Source organism: Haemophilus parainfluenzae (assembly GCF_003252755.1).
Lineage (GTDB): Bacteria > Pseudomonadota > Gammaproteobacteria > Enterobacterales > Pasteurellaceae > Haemophilus_D > Haemophilus_D parainfluenzae_N.
This window is the reverse complement of sequence record NZ_QEPT01000007.1, coordinates 1-22,662: the sequence shown is the minus strand read 5'-3', so window position 1 is coordinate 22,662 and position 22,662 is coordinate 1. Positions and strand designations below refer to the sequence as shown.

The 22,662-nt window shown below is 39.9% G+C and carries 17 protein-coding genes; 9 read left to right on the top strand and 8 right to left on the bottom strand.

Going from position 1 to position 22,662, the window contains the following annotated elements:
* Positions 1-17: 17 nt before the first annotated feature.
* From oppF to DPV95_RS08450, 5 genes are all read right to left on the bottom strand, one after another.
* Positions 18-1,016, bottom strand: coding sequence for a murein tripeptide/oligopeptide ABC transporter ATP binding protein OppF (oppF, locus tag DPV95_RS08470; protein ID WP_111406943.1), 999 nt, complete (start codon positions 1,014-1,016; stop codon positions 18-20).
* Positions 1,013-1,984 (bottom strand): ABC transporter ATP-binding protein, encoded by a 972-nt coding sequence (locus DPV95_RS08465; protein WP_111406942.1) that lies wholly within the window; start codon positions 1,982-1,984, stop codon positions 1,013-1,015. Before DPV95_RS08465 ends, oppF begins: the two co-directional genes overlap by 4 nt.
* 9 nt (positions 1,985-1,993) lie before the next feature.
* Positions 1,994-2,929: an oligopeptide ABC transporter permease OppC gene (oppC, locus tag DPV95_RS08460; protein ID WP_049367557.1), complete on the bottom strand. Its 936-nt coding sequence runs from the start codon at positions 2,927-2,929 to the stop codon at positions 1,994-1,996.
* Between the two features lie 9 nt (positions 2,930-2,938).
* Complete coding sequence (gene oppB / locus DPV95_RS08455) at positions 2,939-3,859, bottom strand: oligopeptide ABC transporter permease OppB (RefSeq protein ID WP_005700169.1); 921 nt, start codon at positions 3,857-3,859, stop codon at positions 2,939-2,941.
* A gap of 80 nt (positions 3,860-3,939) precedes the next feature.
* Positions 3,940-5,565, bottom strand: a complete 1,626-nt coding sequence (locus DPV95_RS08450; RefSeq protein ID WP_005694698.1) for an ABC transporter substrate-binding protein — start codon at positions 5,563-5,565, stop codon at positions 3,940-3,942.
* A gap of 292 nt (positions 5,566-5,857) precedes the next feature.
* Here DPV95_RS08450 and tal point away from each other — a divergent pair, with 292 nt between their 5' ends.
* The 8 genes from tal to rpoC all read left to right on the top strand — a co-directional run bounded on the left by tal (position 5,858) and on the right by rpoC (position 18,980).
* Positions 5,858-6,811 (top strand): transaldolase, encoded by a 954-nt coding sequence (gene tal / locus DPV95_RS08445; protein ID WP_005694697.1) that lies wholly within the window; start codon positions 5,858-5,860, stop codon positions 6,809-6,811.
* A 198-nt stretch (positions 6,812-7,009) separates the two neighbouring features.
* Positions 7,010-7,633: a YagU family protein gene (locus DPV95_RS08440; protein ID WP_005697423.1), complete on the top strand. Its 624-nt coding sequence runs from the start codon at positions 7,010-7,012 to the stop codon at positions 7,631-7,633.
* A 199-nt stretch (positions 7,634-7,832) separates the two neighbouring features.
* Positions 7,833-8,579 carry an MlaA family lipoprotein gene (locus tag DPV95_RS08435; RefSeq protein WP_049367556.1) on the top strand — a complete coding sequence of 249 codons (747 nt, stop codon included), beginning with the start codon at positions 7,833-7,835 and terminating at the stop codon, positions 8,577-8,579.
* Positions 8,580-8,659: 80 nt separating this feature from the next.
* Positions 8,660-9,049, top strand: coding sequence for a RidA family protein (locus DPV95_RS08430; protein ID WP_049367555.1), 390 nt, complete (start codon positions 8,660-8,662; stop codon positions 9,047-9,049).
* Between the two features lie 312 nt (positions 9,050-9,361).
* Entirely contained in the window at positions 9,362-9,853 is a 492-nt protein-coding gene (rplJ, locus tag DPV95_RS08425; protein ID WP_005694693.1) for a 50S ribosomal protein L10, read from the top strand.
* Positions 9,854-9,907: 54 nt separating this feature from the next.
* On the top strand, positions 9,908-10,279 hold the full coding sequence (gene rplL / locus DPV95_RS08420) for a 50S ribosomal protein L7/L12 (protein WP_005697375.1): 372 nt from the start codon (positions 9,908-9,910) through the stop codon (positions 10,277-10,279).
* A gap of 297 nt (positions 10,280-10,576) precedes the next feature.
* The gene (rpoB, locus tag DPV95_RS08415; protein ID WP_111406941.1) at positions 10,577-14,605 is read left to right on the top strand and encodes a DNA-directed RNA polymerase subunit beta; all 4,029 of its coding nucleotides are present in this window, start codon (positions 10,577-10,579) and stop codon (positions 14,603-14,605) included.
* Positions 14,606-14,729: 124 nt separating this feature from the next.
* On the top strand, positions 14,730-18,980 hold the full coding sequence (gene rpoC, locus DPV95_RS08410; RefSeq protein ID WP_111406940.1) for a DNA-directed RNA polymerase subunit beta': 4,251 nt from the start codon (positions 14,730-14,732) through the stop codon (positions 18,978-18,980).
* Between the two features lie 186 nt (positions 18,981-19,166).
* Here the strand turns inward: rpoC and DPV95_RS08405 are convergent, their stop codons facing one another.
* From DPV95_RS08405 to metN, 3 genes are read right to left on the bottom strand one after another with little or no spacing between them, the layout of a single operon-like run.
* Positions 19,167-19,997: a MetQ/NlpA family lipoprotein gene (locus DPV95_RS08405; protein ID WP_049375805.1), complete on the bottom strand. Its 831-nt coding sequence runs from the start codon at positions 19,995-19,997 to the stop codon at positions 19,167-19,169.
* Between the two features lie 39 nt (positions 19,998-20,036).
* Positions 20,037-20,729: a methionine ABC transporter permease gene (locus DPV95_RS08400; protein WP_111406939.1), complete on the bottom strand. Its 693-nt coding sequence runs from the start codon at positions 20,727-20,729 to the stop codon at positions 20,037-20,039.
* A complete protein-coding gene (gene metN, locus DPV95_RS08395) occupies positions 20,719-21,756 on the bottom strand; it encodes a methionine ABC transporter ATP-binding protein MetN (RefSeq protein WP_005694681.1) in 1,038 nt (345 codons plus the stop codon). The genes DPV95_RS08400 and metN overlap by 11 nt, the downstream gene beginning before the upstream one ends.
* A gap of 174 nt (positions 21,757-21,930) precedes the next feature.
* Here metN and gmhB point away from each other — a divergent pair, with 174 nt between their 5' ends.
* The gene (gene gmhB / locus DPV95_RS08390; protein ID WP_111406938.1) at positions 21,931-22,485 is read left to right on the top strand and encodes a D-glycero-beta-D-manno-heptose 1,7-bisphosphate 7-phosphatase; all 555 of its coding nucleotides are present in this window, start codon (positions 21,931-21,933) and stop codon (positions 22,483-22,485) included.
* Positions 22,486-22,662 lie beyond the last annotated feature (177 nt).

Here is a 22,662-nt window from a genome sequence, read left to right as displayed (position 1 = left end):
TGACCGCACTTTTTGTTTTATAAGACTTTCAAACAAGCCACAAAATGACTGTTGTTTTGGCTGGTGAAAGGTGGTTTTTGTTTCGCACAATTTTCATCAGCTTTCAGACAGCGGGTACGGAACACACAACCAGACGGCGGATTAATTGGCGAAGGCAAATCACCTTCAAGTAATTCGATGGACTTATTGCGTTCCAATTTTGGATCGGGAATTGGAACTGCAGACATTAAGGCTTTAGTATAAGGATGTTTGGTATTATTATACACTTCCTCATCGCTGCCTAATTCCATGGCATTACCTAAATACATCACCAACACGCGGTCAGAAATGTGTTTTACCACCGCTAAGTCATGGGCGATGAAAATTAAGGAAAGCCCCATTTCTTTTTGTAGCGACTTTAATAAATTCACTACTTGTGCTTGAATGGACACATCCAATGCAGAAACGGGCTCATCGCAAATGATCATTTTCGGTTCAATTATTAAGGCGCGAGCAATACCGATACGCTGACATTGACCACCAGAAAACTCATGCGGATAGCGGTTAATCAAGTTCGGTAAAAGCCCGACTTTCAACATCATCGCTTGTACTTTTTCTTTCACTTCAGCAGCGCTTAAGTGCGGTTGGTAAATTTTTAATGGCTCAGCAATAATTTCACCAATATTCATTCGCGGATTGAGAGAGGCGAGAGGGTCTTGGAAAACCATTTGAATGTCTTTACGCGTTTCTTTCCATTGTTTCGGTGATTGTTTTCGTAAATTTTTACCAAGCCACAAGATTTCCCCTTCACTCGCTTCGACTAAACCGATAATAGCGCGTGCAAGTGTGGATTTACCGCAACCGGATTCACCTACTACACCGAGGGTTTCACCTTCATAAAGCTTAAAGGAAACATCCTTTACTGCTTTTAAGGTTTGAGGTTTGGAGAAGAAAAGGGATTTATCATTTTTAATTTTAAAACTAACGCCTAAGTGATTGACTTCAAGGAGTAATTCTTTGTTATTTGAAACTGTCATAGGGTAAATTTCTCCACGGGTAACCAACAATTGCGTAATTGACCTTCATTAAATGCGGTCAGTTTTGGTGCAGTTTGGCATTGTTCTGTTGCAAATTGGCAACGGGGTGAGAATGGGCAACCTTTTGGCAAATGCAATAAATTCGGTGGATTGCCTGGAATGGTCACCAAGTGTTCTTCATTGCCATCTAAGCGAGGAATCGCATCCATTAAGCCAATAGAATAAGGATGGGTTGGATGATAGAAAATTTGCTCTGCTGTGCCGTATTCCATGGTTCGTCCGGCATACATCACCATCACTTGATCGCAAATACCCGCTACCACACCTAAATCGTGAGTGATCATAATAATCGCGGTATTAAATTCACGTTTTAACTCATTTAACAAGGTCATGATTTGCGCTTGAACGGTCACATCCAAAGCGGTGGTGGGCTCATCGGCAATCAGTAGTTTTGGACGACATAATAAGGCCATCGCAATCATCACCCGTTGACGCATACCACCTGAAAACTCGTGTGGATACATGCCCATGCGTTTTTTAGCTTCTGGCATTTTGACCGCATCCAGCATTTTCACCGATTCAGCAAAGGCTGTTTGTTTATCATAACCTTTGTGCAACTGTAGCACTTCCATGAGCTGTTCACCGATTTTCATGTAAGGATTAAGTGATGTCATTGGGTCTTGGAAAATCATGGAAATTTGTTCGGCACGAATTTTATTTAATTCAGCCTTTGGTAAATTAACCAATTCTTTTCCTTCAAAAATGGCCGAGCCTTCCACTGTACCATTGGCCGCCAATAAGCCCATTAAAGCAAAGGCAGTTTGTGACTTGCCTGAGCCACTTTCACCTACGATTCCCAGCGTGCTTCCTGCATTGAGCGTGAAGTTTAGGTCATTCACTGCGGTGACGACGCCATCCAGTGTTTTGAAGCGAACGTAGAGATTTTTTACATCTAATAAAGGATTCATAATTCGCTCCTATCTATCTTTCGGATCAAGTGCGTCACGCAACCCGTCACCGATAAAGTTAAAACAAAACAGTGTAAGACAAAGGAAAAATGCCGGGAAAATTAATAACCAAAGCGACACCTCCATTTGCGCAGCACCATCACTTAAGAGTGCACCCCAACTACTCATTGGCTCCTGAGTTCCTAAGCCTAAGAAACTTAAGAATGATTCAAATAGAATGAGTCCCGGTACTTCAAGCGAGGCGTAAACTGCCACTAAGCCCAATACATTTGGAATGATGTGCTTAAAAATGATTTGGCGACGAGGCACGCCACAAACGATGGCGGCTTCGACGAATTCTTTATTTTTTAGGCTGAGCGTTTGTCCGCGTACGATACGTGCGAGACCAAGCCAAGCAATGGCCCCGATTGCGATAAAAATTAAGAAAATGTTTTGGCCAAAAAGAGTCACCAACAAAATCACGAAAAACATAAATGGAAATGAGCTGAGAATCTCTAAAAAGCGCATCATTAACATATCTGTTTTACCGCCTACATAACCGGAAATCGCCCCATAAATTGTGCCGATAGTTACGGAAATGAAAGCACCAGCAATACCGACCAATAAGGAAATACGTCCACCGATAGCGGTACGTACCAATAAGTCTCGACCTGAAGCATCGGTACCAAAGAAGTGATAGCCTTCCATTGTTGGTAGGGAGCTCATCATATTCCAATCGGTATCTTCATAGGTAAAGGGGAAGAACCAAGGTGCTACGGTAATAAAAACAATAATAAACGCCAAAATAATCAGACTGGCAACGGCCGCTTTATTGCGGAAAAAACGGCGTTTCGCATCTTGCCATAGGCTGCGGCCTTCCAGTTGCATTTCTTCAATACGGTCAGCTACTTGTTCCACAAAATCCGCATTTTTCTGATTAATCGGCTGAGTACGATAATCTGTCATAATTTATCCTTAATAACGAATTTTTGGATCGATGATGGCGTATAAAATATCCACAATTGCATTAAATAAAATGGTTAATGTACCCACTAAAATGGTGAGGCTTAAAACTAAAGAATAATCGCGGTTTAATGCACCGTTTACAAATAATAAGCCCATACCAGGTAGGCCAAATACGCTTTCGATCACCATTGAGCCGGTAATAATCCCCACAAAAGCAGGTCCTAAATAGGTAATCACAGGTAAAAGTGCTGGACGCAAAGCATGTTTTAAAATGATTCTTGAGGTTGAAAGTCCTTTCGCTTTAGCGGTACGAATAAAGTTAGAATGCAGTACTTCAATCATGGAGCCACGCATGATACGCGCAATCCCTGCAACATAAGCAATAGTTAAAGAGGCTACAGGTAAAATAATGTACATCGCTGAACCGCCATTCCAACCGCCAGCAGGTAACCAACCCAAATAAATGGCGAAAATCAGCACTAAGACTGGTGCGAAGACGAAGCTTGGCATAATGACGCCAAGCATTGAGAAACTCATCAAAATATAATCCCAACGGCTATTTTGATTGAGTGCGGCAAGCGTACCCGCTGTGACACCTAATACCACTGCAAAGGCGAAAGCGACCATCCCTAATTTTAAGGAAACTGGGAAGGCTGATGCGATTAAATCATTGACCGATTGATCTTTATATTTAAAAGAGGGACCAAAATCGCCTTTGGAAAGATTTTCCAAATAAAGAAAGTATTGTTTATGTAAAGGTTCATTTAAATGATACTTCGCTTCGATATTTGCCATGACTTCTGGTGGATAAGCACGTTCTGAGGTGAACGGGCTACCAGGGGCGAGACGCATCAGAAAGAAGGAAAAAGTAATCAAAATAAACAGCGTTGGTAAGGCTTCCAACAGCCGTTTAAAAATAAATTTGAGCATAATAACTCCAACCAAAATGAGCGAAAAGTGCGGTCAAAAAACACGATAATTTTTAACCGCACTTAAATACGAGCAACGAATTAATGTTTAATAATATAAAGGTTGCGTAAGTAAATGTGATCTTGTGGATCTTTGCCAGAATAGCCTTTTACGTAAGGTTTCACTAAGCGTGGATTCACATAGTTAAAAATTGGCACGATACCGAAATCTTTTGCAAGAATTTCTTCGGCTTTTGCGTAGGCTTTTGCACGACCTTCCGCATCCGTTGCGACATAAGATTCAGCAATGGCTTTATCATATTCAGGGTTCGCATATTTTGCGGTATTGTTACTCGAATTAGATAAGAAATAGTTGCCGAATGTTGTGGCTTGGTTGTAATCCGCATTCCAGCCTGCACGTGCTGCATCGTAACGGCCTGCACGACGGCTATCAATGTAAGTTTTCCACTCTTGGTTTTCTAATTTCACATCAATTAAACCTTTGGTGTTTGCTTTCCACATAGATGCCGCAGCAATGGCCACTTTTTTGTGGTTTTCATTGGTGTTGTAAAGAATGCTGAATTTCAACGGATTTGCTTTGCTGTAGCCAGCTTCTTCTAAGAGTTTAATGGCTTCTTCATTACGTTGTGCCATCGGTTCTTTTGAATAAGCAGGTTGTTGAATGAGCTGGCCTTCTTCGATGTAAGTCGGCGTAAACACATAGGTTGGTGTTTGACCTTGGCCTAAAACTTTATCGGTAATCACATTACGGTCAAGGGATAAGTTCAAGGCTTTACGAACATTCACGTTATCAAAAGGCGCTTTCTTATTGTTTAACTCGTAAGAATAGGTCGCAAGCGTACGTGTCGTGAATACTTCACCAGGCAATTCTTTTTGTAATTTCGCAAATTGTTCTGGTGGTAGGGCGTAGTTCGTCATATCTAAATCACCTGCTCGATAACGCGCTACATCAGTACTTGGGTTTTCAATCGCAAGGAATGTTGCACTGTTAATGACAGTCTCTTTATCGTTCCAATAGAGTGGGTTACGTTCAAATTCGATTTTTTCATTAATAATGTGGTTAGCCAGTTTATAGGCACCATTACCCACGTAGTTTTCTTTTTTCACCCATGCATCACCCAATTTTTCGACCACTTTTTGTGGTAATGGCAATAAGGATTGGTGAGTCGTTAAACTGACTGCATAAGGCACTGGATTGGTTGCATGAACCACAAAGGTGTAATCATCTTTTGCTTCAACACCTAATTCAGCCGGTTTTTTCTTACCGTCAATGATGTCTTGTGCATTTTCTACTTGTAAATAACTTAAGTAACTTGCATAAGGCGCTGCAGTTGCAGGATCCACTAAACGACGCCAAGCAAACACGAAATCGTGCGCGGTAACGGGATCACCATTTGACCATTTTGCATCTTTACGTAAATGGAATGTCCAAGTTTTAAAGTCTGGTGTGTTTTCCCAGCTTTCAGCTACACCCGGTTGAAGTTTACCTTCAGAGTCTGAGGTGACGAGGCCTTCAAGTAATTGATAAGCAACGCTAGATTCAGGTACACCTTCAGTTTTTTGTGGGTCAAAACTTTGTGGTTCAGCCCCGTTATTGATCACGATATGTTGTTTTTCATCTAATTGCGTTCCTTCAGGCACTATAACTGCTTGAGCAGAATAGGAAAGAGCAAGCGCAATGGCAGAGAAAAGTAGTTTGTGTTGCATTTGAGCCTCCTTGTCATTAGGCGATATTTTTATAAAGAGTCCTTCTCTTATTAGCTCAAAATTTCATTTTTGTAAAGATTTGTAAGGTGATTATTTAAAGAAAAATAACGTTTTGTGATTTGTATCTAATAAATTACGAAAAAATTGTTAAAAGTGATGGTATGAGGGGGTAAATCTAGAATGTATTGGTTTTCCCTATCGTAAATATTTTCATGGACGAATTACCCTTTTAAAGCTAATTATGCTATCGTAAGGCAGTTGAATTCAAACAAATCCATTCAAGGAGAATATAATGACAACTCAGTTAGATTCACTTCGTAGTATGACCGTCGTCGTGGCTGATACGGGTGATATTGATGCAATTAAAAAATACCAACCACAAGATGCAACAACAAACCCATCTTTAATTTTAAGTGCTTCAGCATTACCACAATATGCACCATTAATTGATGAAGCGATTACTTACGCCAAAGCACAAAGTGCAGATAAAGCGCAACAATTAATTGATGCAGAAGATAAATTAGCGGTAAACATCGGTTTAGAAATTTTAAAAATTGTCCCAGGACGTATTTCAACGGAAGTGGATGCGCGTCTTTCTTACGATACCCAAGCAACCGTTGAAAAAGCACGTAAACTTATCGCACTTTATAATGCGGCAGGTATTTCAAATGATCGTATCTTGATCAAAATTGCGTCAACATGGCAAGGTATTCGTGCAGCAGAGATTCTTGAAAAAGAAGGCATTAACTGTAACTTAACTTTATTATTCTCTGAAGCCCAAGCACGTGCGTGTGCTGAAGCAGGGGTTTACTTAATTTCGCCATTCGTCGGTCGTATCTTAGACTGGTACAAAGCAAATACTGATAAAAAAGAATATGCTCCAGCAGAAGACCCAGGTGTCATTTCTGTAACCAAAATTTATAACTACTACAAAGAATACGGTTATAAAACCGTGGTAATGGGTGCAAGTTTCCGTAATGTAGGTGAAATTATTGAATTAGCAGGTTGTGACCGTTTAACTATCGCACCCGCTTTACTTAAAGAATTACAGGAAAATTCAACCGCACTTGTACGTAAACTAGACTACAAAGGTGAAGTAAAAGCGAAACCTCAACCATTAACAGAAGCAGAATTCTACTGGCAACATAACAGCGATGCGATGGCTGTTGAGAAATTAGCAGAGGGAATTCGCAAATTTGCAGTTGACCAAGAGAAATTAGAAGCAATGCTTTCAGCAAAACTTTAATTTTAAGAACATGAAAGTGCGGTTAGAAATAACCGCATTTTTTTATTCTTATCATAAAATGTTCTAACTCTTAATAATTAGTTCTTGACTAACAAGTCAAAGTCATTGAGAATCAAAGACAAGTTTTGCTAAAGCAAAATGGGAACCGCGACTTTTGATACAAAGTGCGGTCATTTTTTCTTTTTTCGGAGCAAATATATGTCAGGTATTTTTGAACAAACTCCTGCTAATCGTCGTCGTTATGGCGTAGCGATTTTTGTTGGTATTATTGCGGGTTTAATTTCTGCATTCGTAAAATGGGGTGCTGAGCATCCATTCCCACCGCGTAGCCCAATCGATTTCTTCGCAGCAGCATGTAAAGTAGACATCACAGGTTTAAGCCAAGATCAAATTCTTCAAGTCTGTTCACGTGCGTTTTTAAACCCACCACACGTATTCTTACGTGATTATTTAGGTATTGATCCAACTCAAGCAGCATTCACTTTTGCAGATCATGGTTTTGACTGGATTGGTGTGACTCACATTACTTTCTCATTAGTATTTGCTATTGCTTACTGTTTAGTGGCAGAACGTTTCCCTAAAATCAAATTCTGGCAAGGTATTGGTGCTGGTTTAATCGCAGATATTTGTGTGCACTACATCACTTTCCCTGCATTGGGTTTAACACCACCTGTTGCAGAATGGCCATTATATGAACATATTTCTGAATTAGTGGGACATATTTTCTGGTTCTGGACAATTGAGATTATTCGTCGTGATTTACGTAACCGTATTACTCACGAGCCAGATGCAGAAATTCCATTAAAAAATGCAACTGAATAATTAATCTATATTGCAAAGAATGTCACCGAAAGGTGGCATTTTTGTTTATATCGGGAACAAAAGTCATTTTTGGAAAACTAAAAAGCATTATGATTAAACATAGCGAACAGAAAAGTTATCTCTAGGTTTTAATAAATTTTTTGTAGTTATCTTTCAAGTTGGTTAAAATAAAGACAATTTTTTGTGATAGGAGAGTGGAATGAAAAAAACACCTTTACTTGCGGTCGGCTTAATGACAACAGTTTTATTAACGGGTTGTGCAACCAAAGCAGATGGTGAACGCAATGATAAATTAGAAAGTTTTAACCGCACGATGTTTGATTTTAACTATAAAGTCATGGACCGTTATGTGTTAGAACCTGCAGCGAAAGGCTGGCGTGATTACGTGCCGACACCGGTCACAAAAGGTTTAGCTAATGTGGCAAATAACTTAGATGAGCCAGTGAGCTTTGTGAACCGTTTATTAGAAGGTGAACCGAAAAAAGCCTTTGTTCACTTCAACCGTTTCTGGATTAACTCCACCTTTGGTATCGGTGGATTATTTGACTTTGCCAGTGCAAGCAAAGACTTGCAGGTTTATGATCAACGTAGCTTTGGTGAAACGTTGGGCACCTATGGTGTAGATGCAGGCACTTATATTGTATTGCCAATTTATAATGCAACAACACCTCGTCAATTAACCGGTGCAGTAGTCGATGCGGCTTATACCTATCCTTTCTGGAATTGGGTAGGCGGTCCGTGGTCACTAGTGAAATATGGTGTGCAAGCCGTAGATAAACGCTCGAAGACATTGGACCAAACAGAATTGCTCAATCAAGCACAAGATCCTTATGTTACTTTCCGCGAAGCTTATTATCAGAATTTAGAATTTAAAGTAAATGATGGCAAAGTAAAAGAAAGCTCACAGAAAGAATTGTCTGATGATGTATTAAAAGAGATTGATTAAGAATACTCGTATAAGCGATAAAGTCACTTATATGTTAGGATAGCAAGCGTATTTATACGTCAATATTAAAGGAGAATATCATGACTAAAATCATTCATACAGAAAAAGCCCCAGCAGCAATTGGTCCTTATGTTCAAGCTGTAGATCTTGGTAATTTAGTTTTGACATCTGGTCAAATACCAGTTAATCCAGCAACGGGTGAAGTGCCAAAAGATATTGTCGCTCAGGCGCGTCAATCGTTAGAAAACGTGAAAGCCATTATTGAACAGGCTGGTTTGAAAGTGGGTGATATTGTGAAAACTACTGTGTTTGTGAAAGATCTTAATGATTTTGCAGCAGTAAATGCAGAGTATGAGAAATTCTTTAAAGAAAATCATCACCCTAATTTCCCTGCTCGTTCTTGCGTAGAAGTTGCTCGCTTGCCAAAAGATGTTGGCTTAGAAATCGAAGCGATTGCGGTAAGAAAATAATAGGAAAGTGCGGTTAAAATCTGCAGATTTTTTCTACAATAGACTTTACAAGAGCGAGATTAATCACTATAATCTCGCTCCTAAATTACGTTTAGCGTAAAATTTCTGGTTGGTGCTTGACCTATTCAGGCCCCGTCCAAGACCGTAGGGAATGGTTAGCAATAATCGTCTTAATAATCCTACGTAGATGGTGAACAGAATAAGAATATTTCTTGCTTCTGGGCACCGAAGTCGTCCTAGTCTGAAAGATAACTCTTTCGATGAGGTAAATTAATTCCGAGAAATCGGAGTGTATTCAGGAGCTAAAAGCCAATGGCATTAAATCTTCAAGACAAACAAGCAATTGTTGCCGAAGTAAATGAAGCAGCCAAAGGTGCACTTTCAGCAGTAATCGCGGACTCTCGTGGTGTAACTGTTGATAAAATGACTGAATTACGTAAAGCAGCTCGTGAAGCTGGTGTAACAATGCGCGTTGTTCGTAATACTTTATTACGTCGTGCGGTTGAAGGCACTGATTTCGAATGCTTACAAGATACGTTTGTAGGTCCAACACTTATCGCATTCTCTAATGAACACCCAGGTGCAGCAGCACGTTTGTTCAAAGATTTTGCTAAAGCCAACGATAAGTTTGAAATTAAAGGTGCAGCCTTTGAAGGTAAGATCCAAGATGTTGAATTCTTAGCAACATTACCAACTTACGAAGAAGCAATTGCACGTTTAATGGGCACAATGAAAGAAGCTGCGGCAGGCAAACTTGTTCGCACTTTTGCGGCATTACGCGACAAATTACAAGAAGCAGCTTAATCATTAAGCGTTTCTTACTTCATTTAACTTTATTAATTTTAGGAATTGATTGTTATGTCATTAACTAACGAACAAATCATTGAAGCGATCGCTTCTAAATCTGTAACTGAAATCGTTGAATTAATCGCAGCGATGGAAGAAAAATTCGGCGTTTCTGCAGCAGCAGTAGCAGCAGCTCCAGCAGCTGGCGGTGCAGCAGCAGCGGCTGAAGAAAAAACTGAATTCGACGTAGTTCTTGCTGAAGCTGGTGCTAACAAAGTAGCAGTTATCAAAGCAGTACGTGGTGCAACTGGTTTAGGCTTAAAAGAAGCTAAAGACTTAGTTGAATCTGCTCCAGCTAACTTAAAAGAAGGCGTTTCTAAAGAAGAAGCTGAAGCACTTAAGAAAGAATTAGAAGAAGCTGGTGCAAAAGTAGAAATCAAATAATTTTTGATTCACTTATGTCCTGTTTCTCAGGCTTAATGGCTGGTGGTTTACCATCAGCCATTTTGTGCTATCAAAAACAGCACAAAAAACAGATAGGCATTTTCCGTTTAATGGTATCTGTTTCCACTTAAATTAATCAGACGTTTTAATTTAAGTAGCCCACTACAGAAGTAAGGTTCAGAGTGCGGTATCCGAAACGGCGTCAATCTCCGATATAAATAAAAAACGTCAATTAATTTGACCGCACTTTTTTTATATCAACTCGGTCTCACTAAAATTTACAGAGGAAAACCAATAATGGGTTACTCCTATACTGAGAAAAAACGAATTCGTAAAGACTTCGGCAAACGTCCGCAAGTTTTAAATGTACCTTATTTATTAACTATCCAATTAGATTCTTTTGATAAATTCATTCAAAAAGATCCTGAAGGTCAACAAGGCTTAGAAGCTGCATTCCGTTCTGTTTTCCCAATCGTAAGCAATAACGGTTATACAGAATTACAATATGTTGATTACCGTTTAGAAGAACCAGAATTTGATGTCCGTGAATGTCAAATCCGTGGTTCAACTTATGCAGCAGGTTTACGCGTAAAATTACGTTTAGTTAGTTACGATAAAGAATCTTCATCACGCGCAGTCAAAGACATTAAAGAAAGCGAAGTATATATGGGGGAAATCCCATTAATGACTGACAACGGTACCTTTGTCATCAATGGTACTGAGCGTGTTATCGTTTCACAATTACACCGTAGCCCAGGCGTATTTTTTGATTCTGACAAAGGTAAAACACACTCTTCAGGTAAAGTGCTTTATAACGCACGTATTATTCCTTACCGTGGTTCTTGGTTAGATTTCGAATTTGATCCAAAAGATAACTTATATGCGCGTATTGACCGCCGTCGTAAATTACCGGCAACCATTATTTTACGTGCGTTAGGTTATACCGTTGAAGAAATCTTAAACTTATTCTTCGACAAAGTAACTTTCGAGATCGCTGGCAATAAATTACTCATGACATTAGTGCCAGAACGTCTACGTGGTGAAACGGCAACATTTGATATTGAAGCAAATGGCAAAGTCTATGTAGAGCGCGGTCGTCGTATCACTGCTCGTCACATTAAAGCATTAGAAAAAGATAATGTGACACAAGTTGAAGTGCCAACTGAATATATCGCAGGTAAAGTCGCAGCGAAAGATTACGTAGATCTTGAATCTGGTGAAATCATTTGCCCAGCAAATGGCGAGATTTCTTTAGAAGTGTTAGCGAAATTATCGCAAGCAGGCTATAAAGTTATCGAAACATTATTCACCAATGACTTAGACTACGGTCCATATATTTCTGAAACATTACGTGTTGATCCAACTTACGATCGTGTAAGTGCATTATATGAAATCTATCGTATGATGCGTCCAGGTGAACCACCTACACCAGAATCTTCAGAAGCGTTATTCAATAACTTATTCTTCTCTGCAGAACGTTATGATTTATCTGCAGTAGGTCGTATGAAGTTTAATCGCTCATTAGGTATTCCTGAAGGCGAGGGTACGGGTATTTTAAGTAACGACGATATCATTCGTGTAATGAAAAAACTCATCGATATCCGTAATGGTCGTGGTGAAGTGGATGATATCGACCACTTGGGTAACCGTCGTATTCGTTCTGTGGGTGAAATGGCAGAAAACCAATTCCGTATTGGTTTAGTTCGTGTAGAAAGAGCAGTTAAAGAGCGTTTATCTTTAGGCGATTTAGATGCGATCACGCCACAAGACTTAATTAATCCAAAACCAATTTCTGCGGCAGTAAAAGAATTCTTTGGTTCTTCACAACTTTCGCAATTCATGGACCAAAACAACCCATTATCAGAAGTAACACACAAACGTCGTATTTCTGCATTAGGTCCAGGCGGTTTAACGCGTGAACGTGCTGGCTTTGAGGTGCGTGACGTACATAACACTCACTATGGTCGTTTATGTCCAATCGAAACCCCTGAAGGTCCAAACATCGGTTTGATCAACTCACTTTCTGCGTTTGCTCGTACTAACGATTATGGTTTCTTAGAAACGCCATATCGTAAAGTGGTTGATGGTCAAGTAACCGAAGAAATCGAATATTTATCTGCAATTGATGAAGCAAACTACATCATTGCACAGGCGAACTCAAACCTTGATGAGAACAACCGCTTTACAGATGCATTCGTTACTGCACGTGGTGAACGTGGTGAATCTGGTCTTTATAAACCAGAAGAAATTCACTATATGGACGTTTCAACTCAACAAGTCGTATCTGTGGCTGCAGCGTTAATTCCATTCTTAGAGCATGACGATGCGAACCGTGCCTTAATGGGTGCGAACATGCAACGTCAAGCAGTTCCTACTTTACGTGCTGATAAGCCGTTAGTGGGTACAGGTATGGAAAAACCAATCGCACTAGACTCAGGTGTGGCGGTTGTCGCGAAGCGTGGTGGTACAGTTCAATATGTTGATGCGTCTCGTATCGTTATCAAAGTAAATGAAGACGAAACCGTAGCAGGCGAAGCGGGTATCGATATTTATAACTTAATTAAATACACCCGTTCTAACCAAAATACGTGTATCAACCAAATTCCTTGTGTGAATTTAGGCGATCCAATTAACCGTGGTGAAGTATTAGCAGATGGTCCTTCAACAGACTTAGGTGAATTAGCATTAGGTCAAAATATCCGAGTGGCGTTCATGCCTTGGAACGGTTATAACTTCGAAGACTCAATGTTAGTTTCTGAGCGTGTTGTACAACAAGACCGTTTCACCACAATTCACATTCAAGAATTATCTTGTGTGGCGCGTGATACTAAATTAGGTTCTGAAGAAATTACTGCGGATATTCCAAACGTAGGTGAATCTGCATTAAGCAAATTAGATGAATCAGGTATCGTGTATGTGGGTGCTGAAGTGAAAGGTGGCGACATCTTAGTCGGTAAAGTAACCCCTAAAGGCGAAACGCAATTAACACCAGAAGAAAAATTGTTACGTGCAATCTTCGGTGAAAAAGCATCTGACGTGAAGGACTCTTCATTACGTGTACCAAACAGCGTAAGCGGTACTGTAATTGACGTTCAAGTCTTCACTCGTGATGGCGTAGAAAAAGACAAACGTGCATTAGAAATTGAAGAAATGCAGTTAAAACAAGCTAAGAAAGACCTTTCTGATGAATTAGAAATCTTAGAAGCTGGCTTGTTTGCTCGTGTACATAATGTACTTATCGCTGGCGGTATTGATGCGGCTCAATTAGATAAAATGGATCGCACCAAATGGTTAGAACAAACCATTTCAGATGAAGAAAAACAAAACCAATTAGAACAGCTTGCTGAGCAATATGAAGAATTACGTAAAGAGTTTGAACACAAACTTGAAGTAAAACGTAAGAAAATCATTAAAGGCGATGACCTCGCACCAGGCGTGTTAAAAGTGGTTAAAGTTTACCTAGCGGTGAAACGTCATATCCAACCGGGTGATAAAATGGCGGGGCGTCATGGTAACAAAGGTGTTATCTCAAAAATCAACCCTGTGGAAGATATGCCATACGATGAAAACGGTCAACCGGTTGAAATCGTATTGAACCCACTGGGTGTACCATCTCGTATGAACATTGGTCAGATCTTAGAAACCCACTTAGGCTTAGCTGCTAAAGGTATCGGTGATCAAATCAATGCGATGATCAAACAAAAACAAGATGTTGAGAAACTTCGTGGCTATATGCAAAAAGCATACGATTTAGGTCATGGCGCACAAAAAGTGGATTTAAGCACCTTTAGTGATGACGAAATCATGCGTTTAGCAGAAAACCTACGTAAAGGTTTACCGGTAGCAACACCAGTATTTGATGGTGCGGATGAGCAAGAAATCAAAGAAATGTTGAAACTTGGTGGCTTACCAACTTCAGGTCAGATCACGTTATACGATGGTCGTACTGGTGAGAAATTCGAGCGTCCAGTAACCGTAGGTTATATGTACATGCTCAAATTGAACCACTTAGTTGATGACAAAATGCATGCTCGTTCAACTGGTTCTTATAGTCTTGTTACTCAACAACCACTTGGTGGTAAAGCACAATTCGGTGGTCAACGTTTCGGTGAGATGGAGGTATGGGCACTTGAAGCATACGGTGCAGCTTACACCTTACAAGAAATGTTAACCGTGAAATCCGATGATGTGAATGGTCGTACGAAGATGTATAAAAACATCGTCGGTGGCAACCAACAAATGGATCCGGGTACACCGGAATCTTTCAACGTGATTATGAAAGAAATCCGTTCACTTGGTTTGAATATCGAGTTAGACGAAGAGTAATCGACAAACCGGTCTTCCCCTGTACAGCGGGGGAAGCAAAAGGAAGAAATCGCCGAAGTGCGGTTAAAAAACAAAATATTTTTGACCGCACTTTGAAACCCTTAACTCCGACAGGAGACTATTTGTGAAAGACTTAGTTAAGTTTTTAAAAGCACAATCAAAAACCAGTGAAGATTTTGATGTGATTAAAATTGGGTTAGCTTCTCCAGACATGATCCGTTCTTGGTCATTTGGTGAAGTTAAAAAACCTGAAACAATCAACTATCGTACGTTCAAACCTGAGCGTGATGGTCTTTTCTGTGCACGTATTTTCGGGCCAGTAAAAGATTACGAATGTTTATGCGGTAAATATAAACGCTTAAAACACCGTGGTGTGATTTGTGAAAAATGTGGTGTTGAAGTAACACAAACTAAAGTGCGTCGTGAACGTATGGGTCATATCGAATTGGCTTGCCCAGTTGCACACATTTGGTTCTTAAAATCACTTCCGTCCCGTATCGGTTTATTACTTGATATGCCGTTACGTGATATTGAACGTGTGCTTTACTTTGAAATGTACATCGTGACCGAACCAGGTATGACCGATTTGGAACGTGGACAGTTATTAACTGAAGAACAATTCCTTGATGCAGAAGACCGTTGGCAAGATGAATTCGAAGCTAAAATGGGTGCTGAAGCAATTCAAGATTTACTTAAAGGTATTGATCTTGAAGTGGAATGTGAAAAATTACGTGAAGAGTTACAAGAAACTAACTCTGAAACAAAACGTAAGAAAATCACTAAACGCTTAAAATTATTAGAAGCTTTCCAACAGTCTGGTAATAAACCAGAGTGGATGGTGATGACTGTATTACCAGTACTTCCACCAGATTTACGTCCGTTAGTACCATTAGATGGTGGTCGTTTTGCAACATCTGACTTAAACGATTTATATCGTCGCGTGATCAATCGTAACAACCGTTTAAAACGTTTATTAGATTTAATTGCACCAGATATTATCGTGCGAAACGAAAAACGTATGTTACAAGAATCTGTTGATGCGTTATTAGATAATGGTCGTCGTGGTCGTGCGATTACGGGTTCTAACCGTCGTCCATTAAAATCACTTGCGGATATGATCAAAGGTAAACAAGGTCGTTTCCGTCAAAACTTATTAGGTAAACGTGTTGACTATTCAGGCCGTTCTGTAATCACTGTAGGTCCATACTTGCACTTACACCAATGTGGTTTACCGAAGAAAATGGCATTGGAATTATTCCGTCCGTTTATCTATGCAAAATTAGAAAGCCGTGGTTATGCAACTACAATTAAAGCGGCTAAGAAAATGGTTGAGCGTGAAGATGCGATCGTTTGGGATATTTTGGCAGAAGTTATTCGTGAGCACCCAATTCTATTGAACCGTGCACCGACACTTCACCGTTTAGGTATCCAAGCGTTTGAACCACTTCTAATCGAAGGTAAAGCAATCCAGTTACACCCACTCGTTTGTGCGGCGTTCAACGCGGACTTCGATGGTGACCAAATGGCGGTTCACGTACCATTAACGCTTGAAGCGCAGTTAGAAGCGCGCGCGTTAATGATGTCAACCAATAACGTACTTTCACCAGCAAACGGTGATCCAATTATCGTTCCATCACAAGACGTGGTGTTGGGTCTTTACTATATGACCCGTGAAAAAGTAAACGGTAAAGGCGAAGGCATGTTATTGCAAGATCCGCGCGAAGCTGAAAAAGCGTATCGCACAGGTGAAGCAGAGTTACATTCTCGCGTTAAAGTACGTATTACTGAATATGTGAAAAATGAAGCTGGCGAATTAGAAGAGAAAACCACATTAACCGATACCACTATCGGTCGTGCAATCTTATGGATGATCACGCCAAAAGGCATGCCTTATTCATTGTTCAACCAAACATTAGGTAAAAAAGCAATTTCTAAACTCATCAACGAAGCGTATCGTCGTTTAGGTTTGAAAGAAGCGGTAATGTTTGCTGACCATATTATGTATACCGGTTTTGCTTATGCTGCACGTTCAGGTTCTTCTGTGGGTATCGACGATATGGTTATCCCAGAGAAAAAATACGAAATTATTTCTGCAGCGGAAGAAGAGGTGGCAGAAATTCAAGAGCAGTTCCAATCTGGTCTTGTAACAGCAGGAGAACGTTATAACAAAGTCATCGATATTTGGGCTGCGGCGAATGAGCGCGTAGCGAAAGCGATGATGGAAAACTTATCTCAGGAAGAAGTCATCAACCGTGAAGGTAACCCTGAGAAACAAGCTTCTTTCAACAGTATCTTTATGATGGCTGACTCTGGTGCGCGTGGTTCTGCAGCTCAGATTCGTCAGTTAGCAGGTATGCGTGGTTTGATGGCGCGTCCAGATGGTTCGATCATCGAAACCCCAATTACAGCGAACTTCCGTGAAGGTTTGAACGTACTTCAGTACTTTATTTCAACCCACGGTGCGCGTAAAGGTTTGGCGGATACCGCATTAAAAACAGCAAACTCTGGTTACTTAACTCGTCGTTTAGTTGACGTGGCACAAGACTTAGTGATCGTTGAAGATGACTGTGGTACGCACGAAGGCTTAGTCATGACTCCATTAATCGAAGGTGGCGATGAGAAAGTTCCACTTCGCGAATTAGTGTTAGGTCGTGTTGTGGCTGAAGATGTGTATAAACCAGGTACAGAAGAAGTCTTAATTGCACGTAACACTTTATTAGATGAAAAACTTTGTGATGTGTTAGATGCAAACTCAGTGGACAGCGTAAAAGTACGTTCTGTTGTAACTTGTGATACTGACTTCGGCGTATGTGCGAAATGTTACGGTCGTGACTTAGCGCGTGGTCACCTCATTAACCAAGGTGAAGCAGTTGGTGTTATCGCTGCTCAATCTATCGGTGAGCCAGGTACACAGTTAACCATGCGTACGTTCCACATCGGTGGTGCAGCTTCTGCAGCAGCGAAAGAATCTAGCGTACAAATCAAAAACAACGGTACTTTACACCTTGCTAACGCGAAATTCGTTGTTAATGATGAAGGTAAATTAGTTTTAACTTCTCGTAATACTGAATTAACCGTTACAGATGAATTTGGTCGTACGAAAGAACACTATAAAGTGCCTTACGGTACTGTGTTGAATAAAGCAGATGGTCAAGAAGTATCAGCGGGTGAAACAGTAGCAAACTGGGACCCACATACCATGCCAGTTGTCTCTGAGGTATCAGGTTTTGTGAAATTTGTTGATATCGTGGATGGTTTAACCGTAACTCGTCAAACGGATGAATTAACTGGTCTTTCTTCTATCGTCGTACAAGACGTGGGTGAGCGTGCAACAGCAGGTAAAGATTTACGTCCAACCATCAAATTAGTTGATGCAAAAGGTAACGATATCTTCTTACCTGAAACTGACGTTATTGCACAATACTTCTTACCAGGTAAAGCAATCGTAAGTTTAGATGACGGTGCGGAAGTGAAAGTGGGTGAACCACTTGCACGTATTCCACAAGAATCTGTAGGTACTAAAGATATTACTGGTGGTCTTCCACGCGTTGCTGATTTATTCGAAGCTCGTAAACCGAAAGAGCCTGCTATCTTGGCAGAAATTTCAGGTATCGTGTCCTTCGGTAAAGAAACCAAAGGTAAACGTCGCTTGTTAATCACCCCAACTGAAGGTGAAATCTACGAAGAAATGATTCCAAAATGGCGTCAGCTCAACGTATTTGAAGGTGAGATGGTAGAACGTGGTGACGTGATTTCTGATGGTGCAGAGACACCACACGATATCTTACGTTTACGTGGTGTTCGTGCTGTAACTGAATATATCGTGAACGAAGTGCAAGAAGTTTACCGCTTACAAGGGGTAAAAATTAACGATAAGCACATCGAAGTTATCGTACGTCAAATGTTACGTAAAGCAGTCATCACGAAAGCTTATGACAGCGAATTCCTTGAAGGGGAACAAGTTGAAGTGGCTCGCGTGAAAATTGTGAACCGTAAACGTGAAGCGGAAGGTAAACCACCAGTTGAATTCGAACGTGAATTACTTGGTATTACCAAAGCGTCATTGGCGACAGAATCCTTCATTTCTGCGGCATCGTTCCAAGAAACCACTCGCGTGCTTACTGAAGCAGCAGTGGCGGGTAAACGTGATGAATTACGCGGCTTGAAAGAGAACGTAATCGTAGGTCGTTTAATCCCTGCAGGTACTGGTTTTGCGTATCACCAAGGTCGTCATAAAAAACGTATTGTAGACGATGTTGTGATTAAATTGTCTGAAGACGATGAAGCAGCAATTGCTGATGAATTCGTGATGACCGCAGATGATGCAACAACTAACTTAGCAGAAATGCTTAATATGGCAGATGATGCAGAATAATCGCTAATCGATAAAAAGAAAACCCGAGTTTAGGCTCGGGTTTTTTATTATCTTAATACAAAAAGTGCGGTCAGTTTTTGATGCGTTTTTCGTTTGGAAAAGTATCGTAAAAATGACCGCACTTTCTTTTCATCAATAAAAAAGCCACCTTATCGGTGGCTTTGAAATATTTTGCTTAAGCTAAGATTACCAACCTTTTACAACACCATCTTTAAAGTGTTTTTTCGCTTCTTGGTAAACTTCTTCAGTTTGGTATGCTTTCACGAAATCTTGGATCGCTTTGCTGTCTTTGTTATCAGTACGCGCAACGATGATGTTTACGTATGGAGAATCTTTATCTTCCACGAATACACCGTTATCTTGTGCATTTAAGCCAACTTGACCCGCATAAGTGTTATTTACAACCGCAAGATCAACATCATCTAATGCACGAGCTGCAACAGAGGTATCCACTTCAGAAATTTTTAAGTTTTTCGGATTTTCAACGATATCTGCGACAGTTGAAAGAAGATCGTTAGAATTTTTAAGTTTGATTAAACCTTGTTTCTCAAGAAGGATTAATGCACGACCACGGTTTGAAGGATCGTTTGGAACAACGATTTTAGCGCCTTCTTTTAAGTCATTTACATTTTTGATGGTTTTAGAATAACCAGCAAGCGGGTAAACAAAGGTGTTACCAACGATCACTAAGTTATTTAAGTTTTTCGCTTTTACATCTTCATCTAAGTAAGGTTTATGTTGCATTGCGTTAGCATCTAAATCACCTTTAGATACAGCGGTATTTGGCAATGCGTAGTCATTGAATAAAACAAATTCAACATTTAAGTTGTATTTATCTTTTGCGACTTTTGCAGCGGTTTCAGCTACTTGGTGCTCAGGACCCGCCATTACCCCAACTTTGATTGATGTTGGAGCAGGCGCAGTTGACGCTGCATCTGCTTTTTTCTCTTCTTTACAACCTGTTAATACTAATGCAGACGCAATAGCGGTGATAGCAAATAAGTTTTTTAATTTCATGTTTTTTCCTTGTTGTGAATAAAATGGTATAGAAAATAATTAACGGTGATCTACTCGTTTTGCGAGCGTATCGCCTAATTTTTGACTGAGCATCACGATAATCACGATAACAATCGTTGCCGCCCAAGTTACTGATGGCATATTACGATAGACACCATAGTTAATGGCGAGGCTTCCTAAGCCGCCACCGCCTTGTGTTCCCGCCATTGCGGTATAGCCAATTAATGTCACGAAAGTGAGCGTAATGGCATTAATAAGCGTTGGTAAAGATTCAGGCAAATAGAATTTACGAATAATTTGCCAATTGGTTGCACCCATTGCTTTTGCGGTTTCAGTCAAACCGGTTGGAATCTCAAAGAGTGCATTACTTGTTAGGCGAGCAAAAAATGGTGTTGCCGCTGCACTTAATGACACAATTGCCGCATTAGAACCAATACTACCGCCAGGAAGTAACCAACTGGTAAGTGGAATTAAAGCAAGTAACAAAATAATATAAGGGATTGAACGTCCGATATTAATAATGACGTTTAAGAACGCATTGAGTTTTTTGTTTTCTAAAATCGCGCCTTTATTGGTTAAGAAGGTTAAAAAACCAAGTGGTAAACCCAATAAAGCGGCGATTAATGTCGATAATACTGACATATAAATTGTTTCAACGGTTGATACCGTTAGTAAACTCGCGAAGTTATCAGGGAATTGTTGGCTAAATGTTGCCCATAACTCATTGAACATAGCCTAGCACCTCTACTCGAACATTATTTTCCATTAAATAAACTTTGGCTTGCGTAATAGCATCTTCATCACCTTCAACTTCCGCAATCGTAAAGCCAAATTTAACGCCACCGGCATAATCAATTTGTGATGTTAAGATACTGAGTTCTACACCAAATTTTTTTGATGCTTGAGAAAGTAATGGCGCATCGACGGAACGACCAGTAAATTCAAATTTGATGATCGGATACGATTTGGCATGTTTTGGTGTATCAGATAGATTTTCTAAATATTCTTCTGGCAACGTAATGTGGAAGGTCGAACTGATAAACTCTTGAGCCAATTCTGTTTTCGGATTAGAGAAAATCTCACTAACCGTGCCTTGTTCAATCAGGCGGCCTTTATCAATCACGGCAACTTGGTCGCAGATACGTTTAACCACTTCCATTTCATGGGTGATAAGAAGAATGGTGATACCTAAAGTGCGGTTGATTTCTTTTAATAATTTTAGAATGGATTGAGTTGTGGCCGGATCTAATGCGCTAGTGGCCTCATCACAAAGTAAGACTTTAGGATCGCTTGCAAGTGCACGCGCAATAGCTACTCGTTGTTTTTGACCACCAGAGAGATTTGCAGGATACACATTATGTTTATCACTTAATCCTACAAGCGCTAAAAGTGCGGTCGTTTTTTCTTGAATTTCTGCTTTCGATTTATTTTCTAATTCAAGTGGCAATGCTACGTTTTCAAAAACGGTTCGAGAGGTTAACAAATTAAAATGTTGGAAAATCATGCCGATTTGGCGGCGTGTTTTCACTAATTCAGCGTCAGAAAGTTGAGTCAGATCCACATCATCGATGATTACAGCACCGTGAGTTGGTCTTTCTAATAGGTTTACACAACGGATAAGTGTACTTTTACCTGCGCCAGAAGCACCAATGACACCACAAATCTGCCCCTTCGGCACATGTAATGAAACATTATCAAGTGCGGTCAGTTTTTTATCCGGAAGTGTAAAAATCTTCGTAATGTTATTTAGCTTAATCATATAAGCCCTTGTTCTCAGTTAATATTTGAATTTCATTTGTATTCTAGACGTCTAGATTGCTGTGTCAATATCTTAAGGGATCTTTTTTAGACGGATCGGTTATGACTTATTATTGCTTATATTAAGGATAAAAGGGATAATTTTGTCTTAAGAAAAAGATAAATGAGAAAATATATGAAGAAAGCTGTTTTTTTAGATCGTGATGGCACTTTAAATATCGACCATGGTTATGTCCATAAAATTGATGATTTCCAATTTATTGAAGGCAGTATTGATGCATTAAAAGAATTGAAGGAAATGGGATACCTTTTAGTTTTAGTGACCAATCAATCGGGCATTGCTCGTGGATATTTTTCAGAAGATCAGTTTTTACAACTTACAGAATGGATGGATTGGTCATTAGCTGATCGTGGTGTGGATTTAGATGGTATTTATTATTGCCCTCATCACCCAGAAGGGAAGGGCGAATATAAAGAAGAGTGTGAATGTAGAAAACCAAAATCAGGTATGTTACTAGAGGCAATTAAAGCGCTGAAAATCGATCCGGCACAATCTATTATGGTTGGCGATAAGATTGAAGATCTTAAAGCAGGCATTGGCGCAAAAGTGAAAACGAATATTTTAGTGCGAACAGGCAAACCTATCACTGAAGAGGGAGAGAATCTCGCTGATTATGTTTTGGATTCCATTGCAGATTTGCCAAGAATAGCAAAACGATTAATTAAGTAACAAAAATGATCTATTTTTTGTGCGAATAGGTGAAAAGATCTTCAACTAATAAAAAATTTACATTTTTTTACAAAAAGAGCTTGCAAAGGCATCTGAAATGCCTATAATACGCCCCACACAACGACGCGCTGTTGTGAATCTTAAGAAAAACCGGTGCGTCGTTCTTTTTTGCTCTTT

Coding starts and splice junctions, on each gene's coding strand:
- gmhB (WP_111406938.1), top strand. CDS start 21,931: ATGAAGAAAGCTGTTTTTTTAGATCGTGATGGCACTTTAAATATCGAC.
- DPV95_RS08405 (WP_049375805.1), bottom strand. CDS start 19,997: ATGAAATTAAAAAACTTATTTGCTATCACCGCTATTGCGTCTGCATTA.
- oppB (WP_005700169.1), bottom strand. CDS start 3,859: ATGCTCAAATTTATTTTTAAACGGCTGTTGGAAGCCTTACCAACGCTG.
- DPV95_RS08430 (WP_049367555.1), top strand. CDS start 8,660: ATGACTAAAATCATTCATACAGAAAAAGCCCCAGCAGCAATTGGTCCT.
- oppF (WP_111406943.1), bottom strand. CDS start 1,016: ATGACAGTTTCAAATAACAAAGAATTACTCCTTGAAGTCAATCACTTA.
- DPV95_RS08400 (WP_111406939.1), bottom strand. CDS start 20,729: ATGTTCAATGAGTTATGGGCAACATTTAGCCAACAATTCCCTGATAAC.
- tal (WP_005694697.1), top strand. CDS start 5,858: ATGACAACTCAGTTAGATTCACTTCGTAGTATGACCGTCGTCGTGGCT.
- metN (WP_005694681.1), bottom strand. CDS start 21,756: ATGATTAAGCTAAATAACATTACGAAGATTTTTACACTTCCGGATAAA.
- DPV95_RS08465 (WP_111406942.1), bottom strand. CDS start 1,984: ATGAATCCTTTATTAGATGTAAAAAATCTCTACGTTCGCTTCAAAACA.
- rplL (WP_005697375.1), top strand. CDS start 9,908: ATGTCATTAACTAACGAACAAATCATTGAAGCGATCGCTTCTAAATCT.
- DPV95_RS08435 (WP_049367556.1), top strand. CDS start 7,833: ATGAAAAAAACACCTTTACTTGCGGTCGGCTTAATGACAACAGTTTTA.
- oppC (WP_049367557.1), bottom strand. CDS start 2,929: ATGACAGATTATCGTACTCAGCCGATTAATCAGAAAAATGCGGATTTT.
- DPV95_RS08450 (WP_005694698.1), bottom strand. CDS start 5,565: ATGCAACACAAACTACTTTTCTCTGCCATTGCGCTTGCTCTTTCCTAT.
- rpoB (WP_111406941.1), top strand. CDS start 10,577: ATGGGTTACTCCTATACTGAGAAAAAACGAATTCGTAAAGACTTCGGC.
- DPV95_RS08440 (WP_005697423.1), top strand. CDS start 7,010: ATGTCAGGTATTTTTGAACAAACTCCTGCTAATCGTCGTCGTTATGGC.
- rplJ (WP_005694693.1), top strand. CDS start 9,362: ATGGCATTAAATCTTCAAGACAAACAAGCAATTGTTGCCGAAGTAAAT.